Genomic DNA, 22,281 nt, shown 5'->3' with positions numbered 1-22,281 from the left:
AGGCAGAGAGCAGTGATGTGTCTTCCCAGCCCCTGACCGGTCAGCCGGAACAGTCGCCTTCCGTCCAGGCCTGCCTTGCACCCCCAGTCCAGGTCCTCTCCGCAGGTCCGTGGACTGCCCGGCTTGTGGGCGACGAACTTGGACATGTCAGCTATGCGGGCCGGGAGGTCCTGCGGGCTGTCAAGGCGGTAGTCCGTGACCACGATTGGCGGACTCCGGAGGCCTCGGTTCGAGACGTCGAGGTCAAGCGGGACAACGACGGCCTGGGGGCGCGCTGGACCGTAGCGTTTGCCGGCCACAGCGTGGAGTACGACGGCGTACTGACGGCCGAATTCACTCCCGCGACCGTGGAAATTTCCTTTGAAGGTGCGGCTGCGCATGCCTTCCGCAGAAACCGGATTGGATTGGTGGTACTCCACCCTCCGGCTGAGGCCGGCCGGGAAATCACGGTGGAACACCCCGACGGCGGCACTACAGCCGCGCAGTTTCCTCGCGACATCAGCCCGCACCAGCCCTTTACGGACATCGCGGCACTTGAGTGGGCCGACGCCGGTACTGCCTTCCGTCTTTCGTTCACCGGTGACGTCTTTGAGACGGAGGACCAGCGGAACTGGACGGACGCGTCCTTCAAGACGTACAGCACGCCGCTGTCGCTGCCCTTTCCGGTGGACGTGGCTGCCGGGGACTCTGTGCGGCAGTCCGTCCTCCTCGAGGCCGCCACGCTGGAGCCACAGGAGGCTGTGGAAGCGGCCGCTGTCGCTGCCCACGGCGACACCTTCAACGTGCCCACGGTGGTTTCGGCGCGGATTGGCCGCGAAGCCGGCCGGGTTCCCGCATTGGCTGTGGGGGCCGGGTCGCAGCCAGGGGTGCTCCCTGCGATCCCCGGGCTCGATGCCCTTGTGGTTGACCTTGTCGAAGGACAGGGCGAGGCTGCCCGATCGCACTGGGCAGGCCAGCTGGAGGCCGCGGCGGCCGCCGCCACCATCCATAGAGCCGGGCTGGACATCCGGGCGGTCACCGCGGACCCGGTTGGCGCCGTCGCAGACCTCGCAGCTTATTTGCCGCAAGCCAAGCGACTCGCGGTGTTCCATCCTGCCAGCCACGTCACTGAGCCGGACACATGGCCGGAACTCAAGGAATCGGCGCGTGCCGCCGGGTTTAGCGGAAGCCTCCTGGCCGGAACCCGGGCGCACTTTACGGAACTGAACCGGGAGATCGGGCGCACGCCGTCGGACTCTGACGCCGTCACTTTCAGCATCACGCCGCAAATGCACAGTACAAGCCCCGCGCACATCATCGACAGCGTGCCCATGCAGCGGCTCGTGGCCCGGAACGCGCTGCGCCTGGGCGGCGGACGACCCGTCCACGTTGGTCCCGTGACGCTGCTGCCGCGGTTCAACGCCGTGGCCACGTCGGGTGCCGACATCGAGGCCGAAGCTGATGAACTCCAGGGCGAGCCGTTCACCGCGGCGTGGACGCTGGCGAGTATCAATGCGCTGACCATGGACGGAGTGGCGTCCGTCAGTTACTTTGAGGCGTCCGACCCGCGGGGCATTTGTGACGCCGGTGGCCGGCTGAATCCCGCCGGTGAACTGCTCAGGGAGCTCGCCGGGCTCCGGGACTCCGTGGTCATGTCGGTCCACACCGATGCGGGGCCCGTGACGCTCTATCCGGTGCTGGCGACGGCTGGCATTGTCATTTTCGCAGGCAATCTCTCCGGCTCGGCCATCGCCGCGGATGTCCGGCTTCCGGACGGCATGGGCGCTGCCGGCGCCACGTGCGCCGCTTTCGGGCAGGCGACCTCCGCTGCCGTCGGCTTCAATGCCAACAACGACGGCGACCCCGCAGCCGGGCGGCTGACGCTCGGACCCTGGTCTGCCGGCGTCGTCCGTTTCCCGGACACCAAGGTTCCGGCACCGAACTGATCGCCCCATATTCTTTGCTGCCGGCTTTCGACGGCGGTGCCACCTATGTGAAAGGAGACCCCCATGGGTCTGCGTCTTGAAGGAAAAACTGCCCTCGTCACGGGGGCCGGCTCGGGGATAGGCCTGGCCGTTGCCCAGCGATTCGTCGCCGAAGGAGCCACTGTCTACTTCGCCGACATCAACGTGGAAACCGCCGAGAAAGCCGCCGCCGCTACAGGGGCCTCGGGGGCCCACGCCCTCCGGATGGACATTTCAGACGAAGAGAGTGTGGTTGCTGCCTACGCTGAGGTTGCAGCGGCCGGCCAGCTCGACGTGGTGGTGGCGAACGCCGGAGTCCAGCTGTTCGGCCGGGACGCTAAAGTAGGCGACCTGGACCTGGCCGTCTGGGAGAAGACGGTCACCATCAACCAGCGCGGAGCCTTTCTGACACTCAAACACGCCGTCCGGGCCATGGAAGGAAGCGGCGGGTCCATCATCTGCACGGGCAGCCCCACCGCCGTGGTGGCCTGCGGCCAGACCTTCACCGCCTACACGAGCTCCAAAGCGGGCGTCCATGGCCTCGCTCGAGTGGTGGCCGCCGACTACGCGCACGCCGGCATCCGCGTCAACATCGTGGTCCCGGGCTACACCGAAACACCCCTGGTCCAGGCCATCGCCGACGACCCTGTCAGTCGCGCTGGCCTGGTGAATTCCACCATGCTGGGCCGGCCGGGGACGGCTGCCGACGTGGAGGGCATCATGGTCTTCCTCGCCAGCGACGACTCGGCCTACGCAACCGGCGGGATCTTCACGGTGGACGGCGGCCTGACGGCGCTGTAGGGCGGCGCCCACGGGCCGCGCTGACCGTGTGGCCGCACAAGCGGTCCTGGCACGCACCGCTCAGGCGGCGCAGGACCGCTTGTGCGCCCAATGCTCGGCTAGAACTTTTCCGTGGTGATGGCCTCCAGGAACGCAACCACCTCGGCGGGCATATCCACGGAGTCGTTGTCCAGCAGCCACTGCACCTGCAGGCCGTCCATGAGTGCCACAAGCTGGCGTGCAGCGGTGGAGGGAGCGATGCCCGAACGCAGCTGGCCTTGCCTTGCCAGCTCGTCGAAGGCTTCTGTCATGGTGCTACGGACCCAGTTGTAGCGCCTTTGGAAGTACTCATGGGCCGGATGGTCGGGATCGGTGGCTTCAGCCGACAGGACGCAGTACAGGGCGACCAGGCCGGGAATGGTGGTGTTGTAGCGCGCGAGCTCCACAACTCCGCGGAGCATCTCAATCCCCTGGGCAGTCAGTGCGCCCGTCCGGCTGACAGATTCCTCGTCCCTTAGCGTCAGGACAGCCTCCAGCAGGGCTTCCTTGTTGGGGAAGTGGTGCAGCAGTCCGGCCTGTGTCAGGCCCACTTTGTCGGCCACATCCTTCAGTGATCCCGCGCGGTAGCCCGACGTCGAAAACACCTCAAACGCCGCGGTCAGGATTTTATGGCGGCGCGCCTCGGTCTTGGCATAGCTGCCCCGTGGACGCCCCCGGCGGGACGCCTCGGCGACCGCGGCTGAGGTTGTGTCAGTCATCGCATAACCCTAACAAGGTAGTTTTCACGGGCGGAAAGCCAATTGGTCAACCGCTGTGGGTGACGTCACATTTCGGAACGATTCATCTTTTCAAAGTAAAAACCTAGTACCCACTAGGTTTTGATGTTACGGTCTTTTCCAATGGCCGTCCATGATGGACGCCACTGACCGTGAAAGGGACCAAAGATGTTCCGATCTAAGCGAATGGCCGCCCTCGTTGCCGCCGTTGCCCTGGGCCTCACCGGCTGCTCTGCCGGTGGAGACGCCTCCGGAGAACAGTCCTCCGAAACCCTCACCCTCGGCACGCTTCTGGCGCCGAAGACGTTTGCAGCAGACCAGTCCGAGTTCGCCAACCTGTCGCCGTTCTACCAGGCCGTCTACGACACCCTCCTCCGCATGGAACCGGACGGCACGCTGGTGCCCATGCTGGCCACGGAGTGGAAGTACAACGAGGCCAAGACCGTCCTCACCCTGAAACTTCGCGACGACGTGAAGTTCACCGACGGCACTCCGTTCAATGCCGACGCCGCCAAGCAGAACCTCGAGCGCTTCAAGGCCGGCACATCACCGGACGCGCAGTTCCTCGCGGCCCTGCAGACCGCCACCGCAGTGGATGCCACCACCCTGGAACTGACTTTGTCGGCTCCGGACCCGGCGTTCCTGAACTACCTGTCCAAGGACGCGTCGTTCATACAGAGCCCGGCTTCCTTCGGCAACGCGGACATCGCCACCAACCCAGTCGGCTCCGGACCGTACATCCTGGACACCGCCGCCACCGTCACTGGCACCTCCTACACCTACAAAACCAACCCGGACTACTGGGACAAGGACCTGGTCCACTACGACAACCTGGTCCTGAACGTCTACGGCGACCAGACCTCGCTGCTGAATGCCATCAAGTCCGGCACGCTCAACGCTGCCAACACCATTGACAACAACACGCTCACCGAGATCGAAGCAGCCGGCTACAAGGTCAACCCGCTCCAGTTGAACTGGTCCGGCCTGCTGATCTTCGACCGCGCTGGCACCACCAACCCGGCCCTGGCAGACGTCCGCGTCCGCCAGGCACTGAACTACGCGTTCGACTCCAAGGCAATGCTGGAATCCATCGGCCAGGGCCACGGTGAGCTGACCACGCAGGTGTTCCCGCCGTCGTCGGACGCCTATGACGAGTCCCTTGACTCCCGCTACAGCTACGATCCCGCGAAGGCCAAAGCGCTGCTGGCCGAAGCCGGTTACGCCAACGGGCTCACCCTGCAACTGCCGTCCTCCACCCTCCTGGGCAACACCATCCCGGCGCTGATCACCCAGCAGCTCAAAGACGTGGGCATCACGGCTCAGTTCACCGATGTAGGAAACAACTTCATCGCTGACCTCCTGGCACCCAAGTTCGGTGTGAGCTACATGATCCTCGAGCAGCAGTCCGACTGGCAGCTGATCAACATGAAGCTCACTCTCAACGCACCGTGGAACCCGTACAACTACCAGGACCCGAAGGTGGATGAACTGGTCAACAAGATCCACATGGGTTCCGAGGACGAGCAGAAGTCCGCAGCGAAAGAACTGAACAGGTACATCGTGGAGCAGGCCTGGTTTGCCCCGTGGTACCGCCCGCAGTCCAGCTTCGTGACTGACGCAAAGACCAACGTCGAGGTCCAGACGGGTAACGCCTACCCGTTCCTCTGGTCCTTCACCCCCGCCTCCTAGCGGACAGCTGCCGCACCGGGCCCACTTCAACAGTGCGGTCCGGTCCGGCAGCCTCAGGAACCTTCCCTAAGGATTTTCGAATGTACCGATTCGTGCTGCGACGCCTGTTTGCCGGTGTCCTATTGCTGTTCGTCATCACCACGGTCGCCTACCTGATGCTGTATGCAGGCGGCGGCGACATCGCCCGACGCATCGTGGGCCCCACCGCCAGCGACGCCCAGGTGGCCCTCAAAGCCAGCCAGCTTGGCCTGGACCGCCCGCTGGTGGTGCAGTACTGGGACTGGCTGACCAGCGCCCTGACCGGGGACCTTGGTCGGTCGTGGTTCACCGGCCAGCTCGTCAGCGTCGGCGTCAGCAGCCGGCTCTCCGTTACCGTCTCCCTGGTCCTCGGCGCCGTGATCATTGCGGCCCTGATCTCGGTAGTGATCGGTGTGTGGGCAGCGGTCCGGCGCGGCTGGGTCGACCGAGTGGTCCAGTTTGTGGGCGTCCTTGGCTTCGCCATCCCCGGCTTCCTCATTGCCCTGGGGCTGGTGTCCCTGTTCGCCCTGAACCTCAAGTGGTTCAAGGCCACCGGTTATGTCCCCATTTCGACGTCGTTCGGCGGTTGGGCGGCGACCGTCACGTTGCCGATCATCGCCCTTTCCATCGGCTGCATCGCCGCAGTGGTCCAGCAGGTCCGCGGCTCACTGATTGACGCGCTCCGCCAGGATTACGTCCGGACCCTGCGGGCCCGTGGACTGTCCTTCAACCGCGTGGTCTACAAGCACGTCCTGCGCAACGCCGGCGGCCCGGCCCTGGCGGTGCTCGCCGTGCAGTTCATCGGGCTGCTGGGCGGCGCCGTCATTGTGGAACAGATCTTCGCGCTTCCCGGCCTCGGGCAGATCACCGTCGCCGCCACTGGCCAGGGTGACATCCCGGTGGTGATGGGAGTTGTCGTCGCGACGGCCGCCATCGTGGTGACCGTCAACCTCATCATCGACCTTGCCCAGGGCTGGCTCAATCCGAAAGTTCGGCTGTCATGACCGCTACACCCCTCGCACTGCCCACGACGGCAGTCAAAGTTTCCCTTTTCCGCCGTCTCCTGACCCACCCCACGGGCGTGGTATCCCTGCTGGTCCTGTTCCTGGTGGCCGTGGCCTCGGCCCTGGCGCCGCTGTTGGCCACCCACGATCCCAACACCGCCAGCCTGCAGGACGTGCTGGCCAAGGCCGGCTCCGAACACCTCCTGGGTGCCGACAGCGCTGGCCGGGACGTCTTAAGCCGGCTGCTCTTCGCCGGCCAGTTCAGCCTCGCGGGCGCACTGTTGGCCCTCTCTGTCGCACTCGTCATCGGCGTCACAGCGGGCCTGATCGCCGGGTACTACGGCGGCTGGTTCGACTCAGCCTCCTCCTGGCTCACGGGCCTGACGATGGCCCTTCCCGGCATGGTGGTGCTGCTGGCAGCCCGCGCAGTCCTCGGCCCGTCCATGTGGCTGTCCATGATGATCTTCGGCGTCCTGCTCTCGCCCGCGTTCTTCCGCCTGGTCTACGCCTCAGTCACTGCCGTCCGCAACGAGCTTTATGTGGATGCGGCGCGGGTTTCCGGGCTGAGCGATTTCCGGATCATCGGCCGCCACATCCTCACCGTTGTCCGGGCGCCGGTCATCATCCAGTCGGCCATGGTCCTGGGCATCGCAATCGCCATCCAGGCCGGCCTTGAGTTCCTGGGCCTGGGCGATCTGAACATCCCCACCTGGGGCAGCATGCTCAACGATGGCTTCATCAACATCTTCAAGTCGCCCACCCTGGTCCTGTGGCCGTCTCTGATGATCGGCCTGGTCTGCATCGCGCTGACGCTGCTGGCCAACGCGATGCGCGATGAGCTGGAACGCAGCCGCGGGCCGGTCAAGAAGAGCCGCAAGGCCGCTGCAGCAGCCGCAGCAGCCGACGCCGAAGGTGCCGCCGAGAAGCGCGGTGCCGCCGCCGTCGTACACCCTGACGAACCCGCCGGTGCAGAAAACAGCAACGCCGGCGAGCTGCTGCTGGAAGTCACCGACCTCGGCGTCGGCTACGACCAGCCCGACGGGTCCACCACCCACGTGGTGAACCATGTGGGCCTGACCGTCCGCCGCGGAGAAGTGCACGGCCTGGTGGGTGAATCAGGATCGGGCAAGACGCAGACCGCGTTCTCCATCCTCCGGCTCCTGCCGCAGGGCGGACGCATCACGGGCGGTTCCATCTTCTTCGAGGGCAAGGACCTGGCGCACCTGTCCGAGAAGGAGATGACCAGGGTCCGCGGGAAACGCATCGCGTACATTCCGCAGGAACCCATGTCCAACCTCGACGGCGCGTTCACCATCGGCAGCCAGCTGACCGAACCCATGCGCGTGTGCTTAGGGCTCTCCAAAGCCGAAGCCCGGAATCGCGCGCTGGCACTGCTGGCCAAGGTGGGCATCCCCAACCCGGAACGTACGTTCAACGCCTACCCGCACCAGGTCTCCGGCGGCATGGCCCAGCGCGTCCTGATCGCCGGTGCCGTGTCCTGCGAACCTGACCTGCTGATCGCCGACGAACCCACCACCGCCCTGGACGTCACGGTGCAGGCCGAAGTCCTGAACCTGCTCCGCGAGCTCCAGGACGAGCTGAATATGGGCGTCATCCTGGTAACCCACAACTTCGGCGTGGTGGCCGACCTCTGCGACCGCGTCACCGTCATGCAGACCGGCCGGGTGGTGGAAACCGGCCCCGTCCGGGCCATCTTCAACAACGCCCAGCACCCCTACACCCGCCAGTTGCTGGATGCGATCCTCGAAGACACCGCACCGCGCGGGCAGTACACCACGGCTGGCCACAACCCCGCCGAAAAAACGGCTGAGCCCAAGGAACTGAAAGGAGTGACGTCATGACCGAGACCCTGCTGGACGTTAAGGACGTTGTTGTCGAATACCCTCTCAAGGGCTTCCGGAAGGAACCGTTCAAGGCCCTCAAGGGCGTGTCCCTGGACATTCGCCCCGGCGAAACCGTGGGCTTGGTAGGGGAGTCAGGTTCGGGCAAGACCACCCTGGGGCGCGCGGTCCTCGGGCTGGCGCCTGTCACCGGAGGCAGTATCAAATACCGCGGCCAGGAAATCTCCAAAGCCACCCGCGCCCAGCGCAAACAACTCAGCCACGAGATCCAGGTGGTCTTCCAGGACCCCTACACGTCGCTGAACCCGTCCATGACCATCGAGCAGATCCTCACCGAGCCGCTCACCGTCCGCAAAGTGGAGCGCCAGGCCGCCAACAAGCGCGTCGCGGAACTGTTGGACCAAGTCCGGCTGCCGCACGACGCAGCGCACCGGCTGCCGCGCGAATTCTCCGGCGGCCAGCGCCAGCGCGTCGCGATCGCCCGGGCCCTTGCCCTGGACCCGAAACTGATCGTCTGCGACGAACCCGTCTCCGCCCTGGATCTTTCCACCCAGGCCCGGGTCATGGAACTCTTCATCGAGATCCAGGAACGCACCGGCGTCGCCTACCTCTTTGTCTCCCACGACCTCGCGGTGGTCCGGCACCTCAGCCACCGGGTTGCTGTGATGTACCACGGCGAGATCGTGGAATGGGGCGACGGCGAGCAGGTCACCGGAGCGCCCGAACACCCCTACACCCAGCGGCTCTTTATGGCCGCGCCGATTCCCGATCCCGACCGGCAGGCCAAGCACCGGGCAGACCGGCTCCGCCTCCTGGAACTCCAGCGCGAGCAGGACGTCCAGGCCGGTGCCGCCTGACCCCGCCCGATCGAGCACGCCCCCTTCCGCCGCAGGACCAGCCAAGAAAGCCACTATGGAAACCCTCATTACTGACCTGAATACTGACCAAAGCACCGACGCGCGGTTGAAGGCCCTCCTGGCTGAACTGACGCTCGAAGAGAAAGTCCGGCTGCTGACCGGCCGCGACTTCTGGACCACCTGGCCGCTGGAGAAGATTGGCCTGCGCCGGATGCTGTTCTCCGACGGGCCCACCGGTGTCCGTGGCGAGGTGTGGGACGAGCGGGAGCCGTCGATGAACTTCCCGTCGGCTGCGGCGATCAGCTCCTCCTGGGACCCTGCGATCGCTGACCGGCTCGGGGCCGCGTCTGCCGTCGAGGCCCGGCGCAAAGGCGTCGACGTGGTCCTCGGCCCCACCATCAACCTGCACCGTTCGCCTTTGGGCGGCAGGCATTTCGAAGCCTTCAGTGAAGACCCGGTCCTCACGGCGGAGCTCGCCGCGGCGTACGTGACCGGCGTGCAGCGCAACGGCGTGGGCGCGACTCCGAAGCACTACATCGCCAACGACTCCGAAACCGACCGCTTCACCGTGGACGTGAAGGTCGCGGACCGGCCCCTGCGCGAGCTGTACCTGCTGGCGTTTGAGAAAGCGATCGTTGAGTCGAAGGCGTGGCTGGTGATGAGCGCCTACAACTCCATTAACGGCACCACCGCCACGGAAAACGGCCTGCTGGAAACCCCGCTGAATGATGAGTGGGGCTTCGACGGCGTGGTTATCAGTGACTGGACCGCGGTGCGGAGCCTGGATAGCGCCAACGCCTCCCAGGACCTGGCCATGCCCGGCCCGGACGGCCCTTGGGGCGAGGCCCTGGTGGTGGCCGTGAAGTCAGGCCAGGTCCCGGAAGCCGCCATTGACCGGAAGGTGTTCCGGATCCTGCAGCTCGCCGCCCGGGTCGGCGCCCTGGAAGGCTTCGACGCCGTTGCGGCCGAACCGGTGGACCGGGAGGACCCCATTGCGTTCGCCCGCGAAGCCTCCGCCGCCGGCACGGTCCTGGTCAAGAACGACGGCGTGCTGCCGCTGGCTGTGTCTTCGCTGGGTAAGGCCTCCGCCACGAAGGTCGCGGTGATGGGGCACAACGCCCGTTACGCCCGCACCCAGGGCGGCGGCTCCGCCACGGTCGTGCCCGAAAAGATCGTCACCCCGCTGGACGGGATCCGCGAAGCGTTCGGTGCGGACAATGTCAGCTACAGCGTGGGCGCCGTGGTCCAGGAAGGCATCGCCGAACTGCCGCTGGAACAGCTCACCAACCCCGCCACCGGAACCCCCGGGGTGAGGGTCCGCTTCCTGGACTCCAACGGGAATGAACTGTTCGCAGAGGACCGCCGCTCCACCGCCCTGGTCTGGTTCGGCGGGGACGCCCCCATCGCAGCGTCTTCCCTGGTCCAGTTCCACACCATCTTTACTCCGGATGAGACCGGCCCCGTCAGGCTCGGCTTCTCCACCGTGGGCCACGGCCGGATCTTCGTCGATGGAGTCCTCGCCCGCGAGACCACCATCGAAGCGACCGGAACGGACCTCGGCGCCGCGTTCCTGGCCCCGCCATCGGCATCTGTTGAAGTCCAGGCCACCGCAGGCGTCCCGCTGGAGGTCCGGATCGAACTGGACACCGCAGACCGCGCCAGTGCCCTGTCCAACGCCCTTGCCATCACCATCGGCGTGGAAGCGGACGACGCCGACCCGGACTCCCTGATCGACGACGCCGTGGAGGCCGCCCGGGCAGCCGAGGTCGCCGTCGTCGTCGTGGGCACCAACTCCCGCGTCGAATCCGAAGGCTACGACCGGACCTCCCTGGACCTGCCCGGCCTGCAGGACCGCCTCGTGCACGCCGTCGCCGCGGCCAACCCCCGCACCATCGTGATCGTGAACTCCGGCTCCCCGGTCCTGCTGCCCTGGCGCAACGAGGTGGCCGCGATCCTGATCGGCTACTTCGGCGGCCAGGAATTCGGCCATGCCCTCACCGACATCCTCACCGGCGCCACCGAACCCGGCGGCCGGCTGCCCACCACCTGGCCCGCCACCCAGGACGACGTGCCCGTCATCAACGTCACCCCCGCCGCCGACGGAACCCTGACCTATGACGAGGGCATCCACGTCGGCTACCGCGCCTGGCTCAAAACCGGCACCGAACCCGCCTACGAATTCGGCTACGGCCTCGGCTACACCGACTGGACCCTCGACAACGCCGACGCACCCGCACAAGCCGCACCCGGCGCCGTCGTGCCCCTCACCGTCACCCTGGCCAACACCGGCACCCGGGCGGGCAAAAACGTCGTCCAGGTCTATGCCGAAAAGCCAGGCTCCGCCGTCGACCGCCCCGTCCGCTGGCTCGTGGCCTCCACGCCTGTGTGGGCCGGGTCCGGAGAAACCGTGACCATAACCCTGGACGTCCCCACCCGCCTGCTGGCCTACTGGGACAACGGCTGGACCTACGAACCCGGCGACTACACGCTCCGCATCGGCACGTCAGTCACCGAACTGCCCCTCGAAACCACGCTTACCCTGGCAGGCATCTCCGAGGAGGGAGTTGCATGAACCTGCCCAACCCCCTGATCCCCGGCTTTAACCCGGATCCAAGCATCGTCAAGGTGGGCAGTGACTACTACCTGGCAACCTCAACGTTCGAGTACCTGCCCGGCATCCCCGTCTACCACAGTACCGACCTGGTCAACTGGGCACGGATCGGCCACGTGGTGGATCGCGAAGGGCAGCTGGATTCCCGTGATGTGCCCACCCTCGGCGGTGCCTGGGCGCCCACTATCCGCTTCCACAATGGACTGTTCTACGTGGCCGTTACCGACGCCATGGCCCGCGGCACCCTGGTGTTCACGGCCAAGGATCCGGCGGGCCCATGGAGCGAGGGGCTGGTCATCGAAGGGGCCATCGGCATCGACCAGGACGTCGCCTGGGACGACGACGGCACCGCCTATATGACCTACTCCGGATTGGACACCGTCACCGGGAGCTTCGGTGAGCACGGCGGCATCCTCCAGGTCCGCGTTGACCTTGAAGCCGGCAAGGCACTTGAGGAGCCGCGCAGCGTCTGGTCCGGCACAGGCCTGATGTTCCCGGAAGCGCCGCACCTCTACAAGCGCGGCGACTACTGGTACCTCATGATTGCCGAGGGCGGCACCGAGCGCGGCCACAGTGTCAGCATCGCCCGCGGAACCTCCCCGGCCGGTCCGTTCGAGTCCAACCCGGCCAACCCCATACTGAGCGCCCGCAGCACGGACCGTCCCATCCAGAACACCGGCCACGGTGACCTGGTGGAAACCCCCGACGGCGGCTGGGCCATGGTGCTCCTTGGCATGCGTCCCAAGGGCATGACCCGCGCCTTCTCCGCGCTGGGCCGGGAAACGTTCATCACCCCGGTCACGTGGGTGGATGGCTGGCCCGTCGCGGAACCTGTCATCCTCAACCCCCGCGAAGGCGGCAACGCATTCCAGGATGACTTCGCGGACGCGGAGCTCGACGGCGGCTGGATCGCCGTCCGGCGCTTTCCCGGCGCTTTTGCCTCCACCGAAAAAGTCCCGGGACGCCTCACTCTGACCAGCGACTGCACCGGCCTGGACGATGCCCGTCCCGCGTTCCTGGGCCGGCGCCAGCAGTACCAGGTGGACACCATCGCCGCGCTGGTGGACGTCGGTGGCTCCAGCGCCAGCGAAAGCGGCTCCGGTGGCCTGGCAGTCCGCTACGACGAGGCACACCACTATTCCATTGAAACCGACGGAACCACCGTCACCGCCCGGGCAAGGGTCTCTACGATCGAACAGACCTGGACCCACCCGGCGCCCGGCAGATCGGTGGAACTGCGGATCGAAACCCGCGAACCGAACCCGGACAACGCCGTCGGCAGCCTGAGCTCAGACACCATCGCGCTGCAGGCAGTCATCGACGGCCAACCGGTCACCCTCGCTGAGCTCGACGGACGGTACCTCTCGGCCGAGACTGCCGCGTCCTTCACCGGACGGGTCGCGGGTGTCTTCGCCAGCGCCGGCACGGTGGCGTTCGACTGGTTCCGCAGCGAAGGCCGCGAACCCCGCTAGGCAACCAGCCTCGCCAGATGGCACTTCGCGGCAGTGCGACTGCTGGCATTGCCCCGGAGTGCCATCTCGATCCCTTGACTCCTCCGCCTGAAAGGCCCTCCGTGACAAACACGACCCTGACACCGCAGTCAGCCGCCCTCGAACAGACAGTTGTGAGCCGGTTGTCGGCGGAGTACCGCACAGACACCCCGTTCGTGGCCGAGCCGCGGCCCCGGCTCAGCTGGGTCACTGCCACCGGGAGCGCAGAGTGGCTGCAGGTTGCGGCCGAGGTCAGGGTGAGGCGGGACGGGACGGCGGAGGCTGCACTGCTCGACGGCCCTGAGTCCGTGCTGGTGGATTGGCCTTTCGCGGACATCGCCGCGGGCGGGCAGGTGGAGGTGGACGTCCGGGTCACCGGGAACGACGGCGGCACCTCGGACTGGTGCGCGCCATTGACTTTGGTGGGCGGTTTTGTGGACGGTCCCTGGCAGGCCGAAGCCATCGGCCTCCCCGCCCCGGCCGGCGAAGATCATCCGCTGGGCCAGCCCGGCCAATTCCGTCATGAGTTCATGGTGCGGGAGGGCCTGGCCAAAGCCACCCTCTTCGCCACCGCGCACGGCGTGTATCAGGCCGAAATCAACGGGACGGAGGTGGATGACCAGGTCCTCAAGCCGGGTTGGACCGCCTATGCGGACCGGCTTAATCACGAAACCACCGACGTCACGGCGCTCCTGGCTCCGGGTGCCAATGCCATCGGCGTCTGGCTGGCCGGCGGCTGGTTCACGGAAAAGTATGGCTTCCACGGCTTCGCCAAGCCGTTCTACGGCGAGCAGCCGGCTGCCAAGGTGGAGTTGCGCATTGAGTACACGGATGGCACGAAGGATATTGTGGCCAGCAGCCCGGACTGGCGGGCCCACACCGGCGGTCCGCTGGTGTCCAGCGGCATCTACGCCGGCGAAGCCTTCGACGCCCGCAGCGCGGAGGCCGGCTGGTCCCAACCGGGTTTCGACGACGGTCACTGGCTCCCCGCCGCTGCCGATCTTGCAGACACCTGGGCGGAGGCCACTCCGGCCATAGCCCCGCCGGTGCGCCGCATCGAGGAGCTTCCCGTAAGGGAAGTCCTGACAACTCCCTCCGGCGCCACCGTGCTGGATTTCGGCCAGAACCTCGTTGGACGACTCCGGATCCGCGTTTCCGGCGAGGCCGGCCGCACCATCACCCTCCGGCATGCCGAGGTCCTCGAGGCCGGCGAACTGTCCCTGCGCCCGCTGCGCCAGGCGTCCGCCACCGACAGCTACACCCTCGCGGGCTCCGGTGTTACGGAACACGGCGTAGGGGGAGAGGGCGTCGAGGAATGGGAGCCGCGCTTCACGTTCCACGGCTTCCGCTATGCCCAGGTGGACAACTGGCCCGGCGAGCTGGACCCGGCGGCGATCACCGCCGTCGTGATCCACAATGACATGCGCCGCACCGGCTGGTTCGACTGCTCCGACCCGCTACTGAACCGGCTTCACGAAAACGCCCTCTGGGGGATGCGCGGCAATTTTCTGGCCCTGCCCACTGACTGCCCCCAGCGGGACGAGCGGCTGGGCTGGACAGGCGACATCCAGGTCTTCAGCCCCACCGCCAGTTATCTCTACGATTCGCTGGGTTTCCTCGGCTCCTGGCTGCAGGACCTCGCCCTCGAACAGGGCCACCGCGACGGCGTGGTCCCCATCATCGTGCCGTCCGTGCTGGGCGTGCTCGAATCACCGGTGGCCGCCTGGGGCGACGCCGCAACCGTGGTCCCGTGGGTGCTTTTCGAGCGCTTCGGTGACGCTGGCCTGCTCCGCCGGCAGTACGCCAGCATGCGGGACTGGGCCGACGCCCTCTTGAACGTCCGGGACAGTTCGGGGCTGTGGCAGGGCCAGATGCAGCTGGGTGATTGGCTGGACCCCGCTGCTCCGCCGGACAAGCCCGGTGCCGCCCGCACCCACGGCGACATCGTGGCCAGCGCCTACCTGTTCCGGTCCCTGGACCTGGTGGCTCACGCGGCTGCCGTCCTGGGGAACGACGCCGACCACGGCAAATACGCTGCGCTCGCCGAGGAGACCCGGCAGGCGTTCCTGGCGCAATACGTCACGCCGGCCGGCCGCATGGTTTCGGACGCCCAGACTGCTTACTCGCTGGCCCTGATATTCGGCATCAGCGCCGATCCGGCACAGCGCCAGGCCCTCGGTGACCGGCTCGCCGAACTGGCCCGGCTGGGCGGCTACCGGATCGCCACCGGCTTTGTTGGCACGCCGCTGATCGCCGACGCCCTGACGGTTACCGGCCACCTCGAGGCTGCCGAGCGGCTGCTCACGCAAACCGAATGCCCGTCCTGGCTCTACCCCGTCACGCAGGGCGCCACCACCATCTGGGAACGCTGGGATTCCATCATGGAGGACGGCAGCGTCAACCCCGGCGAAATGACCTCGTTCAACCACTACGCGCTCGGCGCGATCGCCGACTGGATGCACCGCACCGTGGCTGGCCTGGCTCCGGCCGCGCCTGGGTACCGGAAACTGTGCATCGCACCCCGGCCGCTGAACAGCCTCACGCACGCTTCGACGTCGCACGAGACCCCGTACGGCCTGGCGCAGGTTGCCTGGAAGCGGGTGGGGGACAGGATCCTGGTGGAGGCTACGGTGCCTCCCGGGACCACCGCGGAGGTCTCGCTTCCGGACGGCTCCGCAGGGTTTATGGTGGGCTCGGGCCAGCACAGCTGGGACGTTCCCGACGCCGGGCCGGCAGCTGAACGCAGCATGGCCTCCCTGCACAGCCCGCTCGCGGACATCATGGACGACCCCGAGGCGTATGCCGCCGTATGGCAAGCCATCGATGAGCATGACCCCGCCGGTGCGGTGGCCTTCCGCAAGGACACCGTCTGGTACCGGCAGACCACCCTGGACCAGAGCCTGATCTTCACCCAGCCCGCCGTCAAGCAGGAGATCGCCGCCGCGCTGGCCGGCCTCGCTGAACGCGCCGCTCCGAACGCACCCGTCACGACTCCTGAACTCCACAAGTCCCTAACCAAGAAGGCTCCGATGACAACATTCACCGCTGAAAGCCCGCTGTACTTTGTGATGCGGCACGCCGAAGGCAACCGCATCCTCAGCGAGCGCGTCCCCACCCTGACCAACAACCCACTGCTGCACACCCTGTACTTCCACGAGGTGGGCATGATCCTCGGAACCGAGGAAGCCCTGAACGGAAAGCCGGCCGAGGTTGCGGAGATCCTCCGCCTCATCGGCGAGCTGGAACCGGAGGACACCGTGGCGCAGCGGGCCGCGGCGGCCGCCGTCGACGTTCCCGCCCCCGCTGCCGGCCACGAACCGGAAACCGTGGAACGGGCCAGCGTGGCTGTTTCCCTGCCCACGACGGCGGCAGCGCAGGACCGGCTCGAAATCACCTTCGCCGGACCCTCGCATGGCAACCCGTTCACCGACGTCGAGCTCCGCGCAGTCTTCACCGCCCCGTCCGGGAAGACGTTGGACGTGCCGGGCTTCTATGACGGAGACGGCAACTACAAGGTCAGGCTCCTGGTCCCCGAGGCGGGGGAGTGGACCTTCATCAGTTCCAGCAACGCCCGCTCGCTCGACGGCATCACCGGATCGTTCAGGGCAGCGGAGGCTGCATCCGGTGCCAAGGGCTTGGTGCGGGTGGCCAACACGTTCCACTTCGCGTACGACGACGGCACCCGCTACCTGCCGATTGGCACCACGGCCTACGCCTGGACCCACCAGGGCGATGCCCTGGAAAAGCAGACCCTGGACACGCTGGCCACAGGACCGTTCAACAAGATGCGGATGTGCGTCTTCCCCAAGTCGTACCTGTTCAACGAAAACGAACCGGACCTCTACCCGTTTGAGGGCTCCCTTGCCGGTGGTTTCGACTACGAGCGGCCCAACCCGGCGTTCTACCGCCACCTCGAACAGCGCATCAGCCAACTGGACGAACTTGGCATCGAGGCTGACCTCATCCTTTTCCACGCCTACGACCGCTGGGGCTTCTCCACCATGACCCCGGGCCAGGACGACCGCTACCTGAAGTACGTGGTGGCCCGGCTTGCCTCGCACCGGAACATCTGGTGGTCCCTGGCCAACGAATACGACCTGCTGTTCCGCAAGACCACCGAGGACTGGGAACGCTTCGCCGGCATAGTCCAGGCCAACGATCCCAGCGGCCACCTGCTGTCCATCCATAACTGCCACGCGTTCTACGACTACAGCCGGCCCTGGATCACCCATAGCAGCATCCAGCGCCAGGACGTGCACAAGACCGCAGAGTTCACGGGGGAGTGGCGCGACCGCTGGCAGAAACCGGTGGTCATCGACGAGTGCGCCTACGAAGGCAACATCGACCAGGGCTGGGGCAACATCACCGGGGAGGAAATGACCCGGCGGTTCTGGGAAGGCGCCGTCCGCGGCGGCTACGTTGGCCACGGCGAAACCTATATGCACGACCAGGACATCCTGTGGTGGGCCAAGGGCGGGGTGTTCCACGGCAGCAGCCCCGAGCGCATCGCTTTCCTGCGCCGCATCCAGGAAGAGACTCCCGGAGGCTTCCTTGAGCCGCTGCCCAGTTCCTGGGACGTTCCGACCGCCGGCATCCAGTACGAGTACGAACTCAACTACTTCGGCTTCAACCAGCCCACGTACCGGAACTTTGTGATGCCCTCTGGGCGGCAGTACCAGGTGGACATCATCGACACCTGGAACATGACAGTGGAAACCCTGCCCGGCACGGTGGAAGGTCGGTTCCGCGTGGAACTCCCGGGCCGGCAGTTCATCGCCGTGCGGCTCCGGGCAGTTACGCAGTACACCAACCCCGACGCCGAGGAAGCACACCAGTGAAACGCATTACCTTCGTCGAGGGTTGGGCGGTCGGCCCCAAGCTGGGCGCCTTCGAGTCCCGGGATGCCGCGACCGCCGCTGTACCGGTAACTCTCCCGCACGACGCACTGCGCGACCTGCCCCGTTCGGCGGACGGGACCCAGGGCGTGCACAGTGGCTACATTCCGGGGGGAGTTTTCGAGTACACGAAGAGCTTCGATGTGCCGCTCCACTGGCGGGAGAAGTCTGTGCGCATCGAGTTCGAGGGCGTCTACCGCGACGCGACTGTCTACATCAATGGTGACTTCGCCGCGCACAAGGCGAACGGCTACGCGGCGTTCGTCGTGGACGCCGATCCTTTCCTCCGCTTCGGTCAGTCGAACACAATCACTGTCGAAGCGCGCGTACACAAGGACAGCCGTTGGTACACCGGGGGCGGCATCTACCGCCCGGTGCACCTCGTAGTGGCGGACCCCGTTCACATAGCGCTCGATGGCACGGTGGCCACAACCACCGACATCGACGATGAGCGGGCGATCGTGGAGATTGCAACGCGCGTCGAAAACGACACCCGCCACACCGCCACCCGCCGACTCACCTGGACCGTTCTCGGTGAGGACGGTGCCGAAGCGGCCTCTGGTACGTCGCCGGTGACGGTGTTACCCGGCGCCAGCTCCGTTGCGCGGGCGCGCCTGCCGCTGCCGACCCCACGCTTGTGGGGTCCGGATGCGCCGCACCTCTACTGTGTACGGTCCGTGCTGACCGAACTCGACGGCACTGTGGTCGACGTGGACGAGATGCGCTTCGGCATCCGCCGTCTCCAACTGGACACGACCCACGGGTTGCGCATCAACGGTGTCCCTCTAAACCTGCGCGGAGCATGCATTCATCATGACAACGGACCGCTCGGTGCGGTTTCGATCGCGGATGCGGAGGAACGCCGCGTGCGCCTGCTTAAGGCCGCCGGGTTCAACGCGATCCGCAGTGCCCACAATCCGGCCAGCCGTGCCCTGCTCGATGCCTGCGACGTGCACGGTGTGATTGTGATGGACGAGCTGACCGATGTGTGGGTGAAGTCGAAAACGTCGTTCGACGCCTCCATCGGGTTTGACGAGCGCTGGCAGCGGGATGTCGCGGCTCTTGTCGCGAAGGACGTCAACCACCCGAGTGTGGTGCTGTACTCGATCGGCAACGAGATTCTCGAACTGGCCACACCGCACGGCGCCACGTGGAGCCGACGCCTCGCTGAGGAGTTCCGGGCGCTTGACCCGACGCGGTTCGTCACGAACGGCATCAACGGGATCATCGCGAATTTGGACCGGATCGGCGAAGCGATGGCCGAGCCTGACGCCTCGGATCCCAACACCATGATGGCGAACATGGGCGAGAAAATGGCGCTTATGAACGCCTCGTCGTTGGTGACAGACTCCACCGAGGAGTCAGCCGCGGTGCTCGACGTCGTCGGGTTCAACTACGCCGATTCCCGCTACGCACTTGATGCGCAGCTGTTCCCTCATCGCGTGATAGTCGGATCCGAGACCTTCCCCGATCGCATCGCGTCATTGTGGGCAGACGTGCGCCGTTTCCCTCACGTGATCGGCGACTTCACCTGGACGGGTTGGGATTACATCGGTGAAGCAGGCATCGGTCGCGTCGACTACACGGACGGTGAGGACTACGAGCCAACCGGGACGGCCGGACCCTACCCGTACCTGCTCGGCGCCTGCGGTGACATCGACATCACCGGCCACCGCCTTCCGGCGTCGTTCTACCGGGAGATCGCCTACGGCCTGCGGGCCGAGCCCGCGATCGCGGTACATCGTCCCCAGCACTACGGTCGCCCCACCGCAAAGACACCCTGGTCCTGGGATGACGTTGTCTCCAGTTGGACGTGGAGCGTTCCTTCCGGCTCGCCGGTGACCGTTGACGTGTACGCCGATGCTGACGAGGTCGAACTGCGACGCGACGGGGCCGTGCTCGAACGGACCGCCGTTGGAAAGCCACTGCCGCTGATTGCCCGCTTCGAGACGGAATACCACCCGGGTGCACTCACTGCCGTCGCTTATACGGACGGCGCAGAGGTCGCCAGAACAAGCCTGCGCACCGCTGTCGGGCCGGTACTTGTTGCTCGTGCCGAGCAGGCCGAGATCGCGACGAACGGAACGCTCGGATACGTCGTTGTCACGATCGAAGATGCCGAGGGCACAACCGTCTGCGACGCGGACCGCCTCGTGACCGTGGAAGTTTCCGGCGGCGAGCTCGCGGGGATCGGCTCGGGACGGGCGCGCACAGAGGAGTCTTTCGCGGGCCCCTCGTGCACGACCTACGACGGCCGCGTGTTGGCGATTGTGCGCCGAACCGGTCCAGGGGAGATGCGTTTGACCGCAACGGCGGAGGGCTTCGATCCAGCGGTCGCGTTGATAAACGCACGGTAGCGCCCAGGAACGTTGACGCGCGTGCCCCACTGAGGGATGGCCCGGGGAGTGAAACACACCCGGGCCATCCCTAACGTCCTCGTCAAGCGGAAGCGTTCAGTGCGTCCGGACATCCGCAGGTACATGACCTGCCGTGAACCCGGGCGTGGAAGACTGACGTGACCTTGGCGGCGGGCAACTGGCCGCCAAACACCCTGGAAATTCAGCCCATAGAACTGCAGGGAGGGGCCCCGGAACAAAGCCGGAATGAAGGTGTGTGGGCGGACCAAACGTCGGCCGGGACCGGGATGCGTATTCAGGCCGGATCGCGGCGACGTTCACCCGAACAAAGACGCGGAACCGGACCAGCCCACCCTCTCCGCCAGCGTCGCGGCCGGCATCTCGGCGTCTTCACCAACACCCGAACCCTGGGAGGGTCATTTCAGGTACACGGCGTGCAGTCATTCCAACTCGGACCGTACGTGACCGTTCCACCAGCGGCTGGTGGACGTTCGGTTGGCCGCTCTATCCATCAACGAAGGACCCTCGCCCAGCCTTACCGGGAGAGGGTCCTTCGTATCTATTTGGAGTGGAGCGCTGATTCGAGCGTTACTGTATGCCTTCGCGGGTGAGTTTCCATTCCTGGCATGTGAACCCGTTGGCGGTATATTGCTGGGCGGCCGCGCCATCGGTCGTAGAAGTACCAGCTATTTCGAGCAGTTTGCCGCTGTTCACGTTGGCGAGCTTCCACCAGCCGCCGCTGACCGTCGGTGACCATACTTGTGTGGGATGCCCGGTGGGAGACCCCATTGGGTCGCTTGGACTCCGTCTCCGGTTGCTGCGGCGCCGATTTCGAGGAGTTTGCCGCTGTTGGCGTTGGCGAGCTGGATTCCTCCGCTGGCTTGCCGGACGTTCCAGATCTGGGTGGGGTTGCCTGTGTCTCCCATTGTCCGGCTCCTGCACCGTCAGTGGTTGACGCGCCCACGATTTCCAGGGATTTGCCACTGTTGCGGTTGGTGACCCGGAATTGCGGGTCCAGAGCAGCAGATGGGCTGTATACGTGGAGTGCGTCGAGTTCGGCGTAGGAGGATCCCTTGGTGAAGGACACGTTGTTTGTTCCGGCCGCCAGTGTGGTGGTCATCTGCGCCCAGCCATAGCGGCCCCAGTCGACGGTCGCCGGGTAATTCAGTGTGGTCGATGTTCCCCCGTTGACTTTGACCGAGTGGGAGCTGTTTGCCCCTGTTCCGTTCGTGTAGCGCATGTTCAGGGTGTAGGTTCCTGCTGCCGGTACCTTGACGGTGAAGGTGACGGAACTGCCGGCGTTGTTGATGTTGCCTACTTTTGCGCCGTTGCACGCGTCCGTGTCGTTTACCAGGGCTGCGTCCTGTCGGATTGCGCGTTCGGCCTCATACTGTTGGGCCTCCAGGGGGATTGAGCCTACCCGGACATCGTTGTAGGTGGTGACGGGATTTTCTACGTTGGTGGCCTGGTAGAGGGCTCTGCCGTCGACGCTGGTGTCAAAGCCCTGCGCGAATCCGGTGAAGGACCCGCCTTGGGTGTCGGATGCGTCGTAGGTGACAGCGAACGGCAGACGTTCCCATGGGCCGTCGCCGAGGTTGTAGTTGACGTAGAAGTTCTGTCCGCCGTCGATGTTGCCTGCCGCGTCGAGGGACCATTTCGAGGCGATGATGACCATGCCTTTCGGGCCGCCGGTCGGAACCCACTTGACGAAGGGAGTGGATCCGATTCCCCGTCCGTCCTTCAGTGCGACCTTTGTTCCGATACTGGCCACCGGTGACCAGTTGAGGCCATCGGGTGAGGTCTTGAAGTAGACCGGCGCGGTGTTCTGAGACTGGCTGGGCCGGTTGACGACTTCGAATGTGGCCAGATAGCGGCCGTCCTGCATTTTTTGGTCACCGCGATCATGCCGGGCCGGTCGCTGTTGTTTGGCGGTGCTGAGACGTTTGCCAGCGCGCCCCATGTGAGACCGCCGTCGGTGGAGCGTCGGTAGGACACTGCC

The 22,281-nt window shown here is 66.0% G+C and carries 12 protein-coding genes and 1 pseudogene; 10 read left to right on the top strand and 3 right to left on the bottom strand.

All coding sequences use genetic code 11. The annotated features are described in order from the left end of the window. The first annotated feature begins 17 nt into the window (after window positions 1-17). Window positions 18-1,925 carry a hypothetical protein gene (locus tag AU175_RS01390; RefSeq protein ID WP_066285276.1) on the top strand — a complete coding sequence of 636 codons (1,908 nt, stop codon included), beginning with the start codon at window positions 18-20 and terminating at the stop codon, window positions 1,923-1,925. A 63-nt stretch (window positions 1,926-1,988) separates the two neighbouring features. Then, entirely contained in the window at window positions 1,989-2,744 is a 756-nt protein-coding gene (locus AU175_RS01385) for an SDR family NAD(P)-dependent oxidoreductase (RefSeq protein WP_066285275.1), read from the top strand. Between the two features lie 98 nt (window positions 2,745-2,842). Here the strand turns inward: AU175_RS01385 and AU175_RS01380 are convergent, their stop codons facing one another. Further along, the gene (locus tag AU175_RS01380; RefSeq protein WP_066285274.1) at window positions 2,843-3,481 is read right to left on the bottom strand and encodes a TetR/AcrR family transcriptional regulator; all 639 of its coding nucleotides are present in this window, start codon (window positions 3,479-3,481) and stop codon (window positions 2,843-2,845) included. A 186-nt stretch (window positions 3,482-3,667) separates the two neighbouring features. Between AU175_RS01380 and AU175_RS01375 the strand changes: the two genes are divergently transcribed. The 8 genes from AU175_RS01375 to AU175_RS01340 all read left to right on the top strand — a co-directional run bounded on the left by AU175_RS01375 (window position 3,668) and on the right by AU175_RS01340 (window position 20,282). Next, window positions 3,668-5,188 carry an ABC transporter substrate-binding protein gene (locus AU175_RS01375; protein WP_066285273.1) on the top strand — a complete coding sequence of 507 codons (1,521 nt, stop codon included), beginning with the start codon at window positions 3,668-3,670 and terminating at the stop codon, window positions 5,186-5,188. Between the two features lie 80 nt (window positions 5,189-5,268). Further along, the gene (locus AU175_RS01370; RefSeq protein ID WP_066285272.1) at window positions 5,269-6,210 is read left to right on the top strand and encodes an ABC transporter permease; all 942 of its coding nucleotides are present in this window, start codon (window positions 5,269-5,271) and stop codon (window positions 6,208-6,210) included. Further along, window positions 6,207-8,072, top strand: a complete 1,866-nt coding sequence (locus tag AU175_RS01365) for a dipeptide/oligopeptide/nickel ABC transporter permease/ATP-binding protein (RefSeq protein WP_066285271.1) — start codon at window positions 6,207-6,209, stop codon at window positions 8,070-8,072. Before AU175_RS01370 ends, AU175_RS01365 begins: the two co-directional genes overlap by 4 nt. Beyond that, entirely contained in the window at window positions 8,069-8,929 is an 861-nt protein-coding gene (locus AU175_RS01360; protein ID WP_066285270.1) for an ATP-binding cassette domain-containing protein, read from the top strand. The genes AU175_RS01365 and AU175_RS01360 overlap by 4 nt, the downstream gene beginning before the upstream one ends. A gap of 55 nt (window positions 8,930-8,984) precedes the next feature. Then, window positions 8,985-11,501 (top strand): beta-glucosidase family protein, encoded by a 2,517-nt coding sequence (locus AU175_RS01355; RefSeq protein ID WP_066285269.1) that lies wholly within the window; start codon window positions 8,985-8,987, stop codon window positions 11,499-11,501. Next, complete coding sequence (locus AU175_RS01350; RefSeq protein WP_066285268.1) at window positions 11,498-13,012, top strand: glycoside hydrolase family 43 protein; 1,515 nt, start codon at window positions 11,498-11,500, stop codon at window positions 13,010-13,012. The genes AU175_RS01355 and AU175_RS01350 overlap by 4 nt, the downstream gene beginning before the upstream one ends. Window positions 13,013-13,113: 101 nt before the next feature. After that, window positions 13,114-17,868: a family 78 glycoside hydrolase catalytic domain gene (locus tag AU175_RS22155; protein ID WP_066285267.1), complete on the top strand. Its 4,755-nt coding sequence runs from the start codon at window positions 13,114-13,116 to the stop codon at window positions 17,866-17,868. Further along, on the top strand, window positions 17,865-20,282 hold the full coding sequence (locus AU175_RS01340) for a glycoside hydrolase family 2 TIM barrel-domain containing protein (RefSeq protein ID WP_066285266.1): 2,418 nt from the start codon (window positions 17,865-17,867) through the stop codon (window positions 20,280-20,282). The genes AU175_RS22155 and AU175_RS01340 overlap by 4 nt, the downstream gene beginning before the upstream one ends. A 588-nt stretch (window positions 20,283-20,870) precedes the next feature. Here AU175_RS01340 and AU175_RS22150 read toward each other — a convergent pair. Together AU175_RS22150 and AU175_RS22140 are read right to left on the bottom strand one after the other, a co-directional pair. Further along, window positions 20,871-21,071 carry an RICIN domain-containing protein gene (locus tag AU175_RS22150; RefSeq protein WP_231938415.1) on the bottom strand — a complete coding sequence of 67 codons (201 nt, stop codon included), beginning with the start codon at window positions 21,069-21,071 and terminating at the stop codon, window positions 20,871-20,873. A 307-nt stretch (window positions 21,072-21,378) separates the two neighbouring features. Further along, window positions 21,379-21,957: pseudogene (locus AU175_RS22140) on the bottom strand (CBM35 domain-containing protein); the annotation flags it as partial. Between the last annotated feature and the right edge of the window lie 324 nt (window positions 21,958-22,281).

The sequence above is a fragment of the Arthrobacter sp. B6 genome (assembly GCF_001663775.1).
Taxonomy (GTDB): Bacteria; Actinomycetota; Actinomycetes; order Actinomycetales; family Micrococcaceae; genus Arthrobacter.
Note: the sequence above shows the minus strand (reverse complement) of the source record. Positions and strands in the feature narration are given on the sequence as shown.

Bases quoted from the DNA above. Each gene is read 5' to 3' on its own strand.
- AU175_RS01385 (WP_066285275.1), top strand. From the start codon at position 1,989: ATGGGTCTGCGTCTTGAAGGAAAAACTGCCCTCGTCACGGGGGCCGGC.
- AU175_RS01380 (WP_066285274.1), bottom strand. From the start codon at position 3,481: ATGACTGACACAACCTCAGCCGCGGTCGCCGAGGCGTCCCGCCGGGGG.
- AU175_RS01375 (WP_066285273.1), top strand. From the start codon at position 3,668: ATGTTCCGATCTAAGCGAATGGCCGCCCTCGTTGCCGCCGTTGCCCTG.
- AU175_RS01370 (WP_066285272.1), top strand. From the start codon at position 5,269: ATGTACCGATTCGTGCTGCGACGCCTGTTTGCCGGTGTCCTATTGCTG.
- AU175_RS01365 (WP_066285271.1), top strand. From the start codon at position 6,207: ATGACCGCTACACCCCTCGCACTGCCCACGACGGCAGTCAAAGTTTCC.
- AU175_RS01360 (WP_066285270.1), top strand. From the start codon at position 8,069: ATGACCGAGACCCTGCTGGACGTTAAGGACGTTGTTGTCGAATACCCT.
- AU175_RS01355 (WP_066285269.1), top strand. From the start codon at position 8,985: ATGGAAACCCTCATTACTGACCTGAATACTGACCAAAGCACCGACGCG.
- AU175_RS01350 (WP_066285268.1), top strand. From the start codon at position 11,498: ATGAACCTGCCCAACCCCCTGATCCCCGGCTTTAACCCGGATCCAAGC.
- AU175_RS22150 (WP_231938415.1), bottom strand. From the start codon at position 21,071: ATGGGGTCTCCCACCGGGCATCCCACACAAGTATGGTCACCGACGGTC.